Here is a 3,882-nt window from a genome sequence, read left to right as displayed (position 1 = left end):
CGCCGGCGCCGAGGCCCGGCGGAGCGCGGGCGGCGGCGGCGAGGACGGGACGCCACGGAACGTCGACGGCCGGGGGAGCGGACCGGGCGACCGCGACGGCCGCCGGAACCGGCACGTCCGCCATCGGCATCGCCTGCGCGGCCGTGCAGCATGCCAGGTGGTCGCCGTGATGGGGCGCGTCGGCCGGGCCCTGCCCGTCCGCGCCGGATTCCTGCAGGCAGAGCGCGTGCGCCGGGTCGAGGGTGCGCACGCCCGTCATCCCGCCGAGGACGGCCTGCAGGGCGAGCGCGTAGAGCGCGGTCACGGCGATGACCGCGCGGCAGACCCGCCAATCTGGCCGCCACATGCGCATGCCCCACGCCTAGGGCGCCGGCCGCCGCCCCGTCAATGCGGCAGAACCGTGCGAGGCCGTTTTCGCCGGGCCTGCCGCTCGGATCGAGGGCCGCCGCTCAGAACCGCCCGGCCAGCGTCAGCCGCACGGCGGTGGGCTCGACCGGGTGGAAGTGCCGGTCGGCGACGCCGTCGGCCGGTTCGCCCGGCAGGCGCGAGACGTAGTAGTAGGTGATCTGGTCCGACTTGGCGTTGGTCAGGTTCAGCACGTCGAGCGACAGGCTGAGGCCGTTGTCGAAATTGTAGCCGACGCGGCCGTTGAGCAGCGCCGTCGGCTTCGAGCGCACGGAATTGTCCTCGATCAGCGGGCGCGGGCCGAAGTAGCGCAGCCGCATCGCGCCGAACCAGCCGAGGCCCTCGCCGAAGGTGAACCCGGCCGACGCGATCGTGGTCGGCGCCTCGGGGATGCGGTTGCCGACCGGGTCGACGTCGGAGAAGCGGGTATTGGTGACGGTGAGGTCCCCCTCCAGCCTCAGCCACGGCGTCACCGCGTAGCGGTTGGTCCACTCGATGCCGAAGCGGCGGCTCGGCCGGCTCGGCTCCGTCGTGCCGGTGTCGCCCTGGAACAGGTTCTCCGACGCGAAATCGAGGCGGAACAGGGCCAATGCCGTCTCCAGCCCGGCGATCGAGCGGTTGCGGATGCCGACCTCGTAGCCGGTCGAGGGCACGAGGAAGGGCGAGCGCGCGATGTTGAACAGGGGGCTCGCCGGGTCGACCGTCGCGGTCACGCCGCGCACGTCGTTCGAGTGGAAGCCGCCGCCGTAGTTCACGTAGAGCTCGGTGTCGAACCACGGCCCCAGCACCAGCCCGAGCTTCGGGTTGGCGATGCCGTCCCGTGCCTTGCCGGAATTGGCCGCCGTGTCGGAGACCACGTCGCCGTAGTAGGCGTCGGCCCGGAAGCCGACGCTGGTGCGCAGCCAGTCGGTCCAGCGCACGCGGTTGTCGACGTAGAACGCCCCGCTCGCCTCCAGCACCCGGTCGTCGAGGACGCCCGTGCGGAACTGGCGGTTCGCGGTGTTGAACAGCCCGACGCGGATCGCGTCGGTGCGGGTCTGCACCCCGATCTCGTTCTCCATCGGATGCCCGAACAGGTCGCCCTGGAAGACGTGGCTCACCTCGCCGCCGCCGAGGATGCGCTGGTCGAGCTGGTGGAACTGGTCTCCGTTGACCGGATCGTTGAGGAAGTAGGTGAAGTCGTTGAACAGGTTGAGCTGCGAGCGGATGACGTAGGCCGAGGCCCGCGTGACGCCGGTGTCGTCGGTCATGCTCCAGCGGCCCGAGAGCGAGAACCGGCTGCTGTCGCCGCCGTCGGTCGGGTTCAGGGTGCCGAAGCGGCCGATGATCCCCTCCGACACCGCGCGCGACGCGATCTGGTTGGTCGCGGTCCAGCGGCTGGCATAGGCCATGCCGGTGACCGAGAACCCGTCGAGCGCCGTGCCCTGGCTGTAGCGCACCACGCCGTTCACCTTGCGCAGCGCGTCCGGCACGTCCCACGGGCCGTCGTAGACCTGCGCCTCGCCCGCCACGAGCAGGTTGCCCTGGCCGAGGGGGGCCGAGGCGATGGTCAGCGCCCGCGCGTAGCCGAAGCTGCCGAACGAGGTCAGCGCGACGTTCTTGGCGACGGTGTCGAGGTAGTCGATCCGTACCGAGCCGGCCGAGGCGAAGTCGCCGTCGCGGACGAAGTACGGCCCCTTGTGGAACGCCACCGCGCCGACGAGCTCGGGGATCAGGAAGTTGATGTCGGCGTAGCCCTGGCCGTGCGCGTGCGTGCGCATGTTCACCGGCATCCCGTCGACCTCGATCGCGATGTCGGTGCCGTGGTCGAGGTTGAAGCCGCGCAGGAAGAACTGGTTGGCCTTGCCCTCCCCCGAATGCTGGGTGACGATCAGGCCGGGCACGGATTCGAGCACCTCGCCCGGCCGCGTGATCGGGCGGCTGTTGATCTCGGCGCCGGAAACGATGCCGGCGCTCGCCGCATCCACCGTCCGAAGCGCCCCGCCGGCGCCGATGGTGCCGCCGACGTAGCCGGCGCTCGCCGCAGCCCCGGCGGCGGGCCTGGGATCGTCGGCCGTCACGGAGATCTCGGCGAGGTTCGCCTCGGCCTCCCCGGCGGCGGGGCGCGCCAGCGCGGCCGGGCCCGAGAGGGCGGCGGCGCAGGCGAGAGCGAGCAGGGTTGGCGTTCGGAAGACGGGCGGGGACTGGGACGCGGACACGGGACCTCGGGCGACGCGGACGTGGCACGTCACCGCGAACGAGGCCGATCCACCGCTCCGTCCGTCGGACGGCCGGGGGCTTCGACACCCGCCGGAACACCCCGCCCGACGCGCTTCGCGTGTGACCACGACTGACGGCAGGTCTCCTGGCTCGCGGGTCATCGCCCGCCACCGTCTTCCCGGATGCGGCGCATCCAGTGACGTCCAGTGGTGGAAGGCTCGCCGCTTACAGTTGCGGGGGCAGCCGCGGCTTCGGGCAAGGCCTCGTCGGGCCCTCCCCTCACCGCGTTCCCTTTTGATCCTCGATGAGGAACCGTCGCGTGCAGGTTGCGTCGGGCGGCGCCGGCCCGTCAATCCGGCTTTCGGACGCCGTCGCCGGGTGTGGCCGATCGGTGACGGCGTCAGCGGCTCGCGGCGAAGCGGGCCGGGCCGTCGCCGCGGCCGGTCACCACGACGAGGCGGCGGATCTCGCCGCGCAGGAACGCCTGCAGGAAGCGGTCGTAGTTGCGGAAGGACACGCAGCCGTTCGAGGCGCCGCTCGGCCCGAGCATGTAGGTGTGGGCCAGCAGCCCGTCGCGGCCGTGGATCGCGGCGGCGCCGCCCACCGGGTTGAGGCGGATCGCCCGCACGCCGTGGAACAAAGCCTCGCGCTCGGTGAGGTCGTAGGTGCCCGGCGGGGTCGAGCCGCGCATCCGCAGGTGCACGAAGTCGGGATGGTCCATGCTGGCGCCGAGGCCGGAATGGGCTTCCAGCACCTCGCCGTTCGGCAGGCGGACGGTGCGGGCGGTGATGTCGTAGATCGCCGTGCCGGCGCCCGCGTCGGGGCCGGGGAACAGGCGGCCGCGCGACCGCTCCAGCCCGGGGCTCTCGAGGGCGGCGTAGGCCAAAGCCGGGCCCGGGTCCTTCCGCGCGGCGAACAGCTCCTCGAAGAACGACGGCGTCTCGGCGGTGGGCGCCGGGACCGCCTCGGGCACCCGGCGCGGGGCGCGGCGCAGGGCGAGGCGCTGCGGCACGGGGGCGGCGATCAGGTCCGCCGGGCGGGCGACCGGCAGCGGCACGATCTGGGCCTGCCGCACGACCTCGGTGTCCCGCAGGACCTGGGTAACCCGCAGGACCTGCGTGTCCCGTAAGACCTGGTTTGCCCGCAGGGCCCGCACCTGCTCCACGACCTGGGCCTGCCGGCCGGTCTGCACCGGGGGCGCGGCTTCCGTCGAACGCGGCTCGGCGGCCGCGAGCGTCGCGACCGGCGGGGCGAAACGCGGCTCGGGCGGGGTGAGCG

General features: G+C 73.0%; 3 protein-coding genes and 1 riboswitch. All 3 genes read right to left on the bottom strand.

The features are described from left to right. Nucleotides 1-346: hypothetical protein (locus FV227_RS28080; RefSeq protein WP_147860432.1), on the bottom strand; the 346-nt coding region annotated here is incomplete at its 3' end. Between the two features lie 103 nt (nucleotides 347-449). Further along, a complete protein-coding gene (locus FV227_RS28075) occupies nucleotides 450-2,465 on the bottom strand; it encodes a TonB-dependent receptor (RefSeq protein WP_244033025.1) in 2,016 nt (671 codons plus the stop codon). Nucleotides 2,466-2,721: 256 nt separating this feature from the next. Next, nucleotides 2,722-2,936, bottom strand: a riboswitch (cobalamin riboswitch). Between the two features lie 68 nt (nucleotides 2,937-3,004). Continuing rightward, nucleotides 3,005-3,882, bottom strand: an 878-nt coding sequence (locus tag FV227_RS28070; protein ID WP_187274988.1) for a DUF2778 domain-containing protein, incomplete at its 5' end; no start/stop codon positions are given.

Origin of the sequence: Methylobacterium sp. WL119 (assembly GCF_008039875.1) — a bacterium.
Classification (GTDB): Bacteria; Pseudomonadota; Alphaproteobacteria; order Rhizobiales; family Beijerinckiaceae; genus Methylobacterium.
The sequence above is the reverse complement of the archived record's forward strand: the minus strand, read 5'-3'. Positions and strand labels throughout refer to the sequence as shown.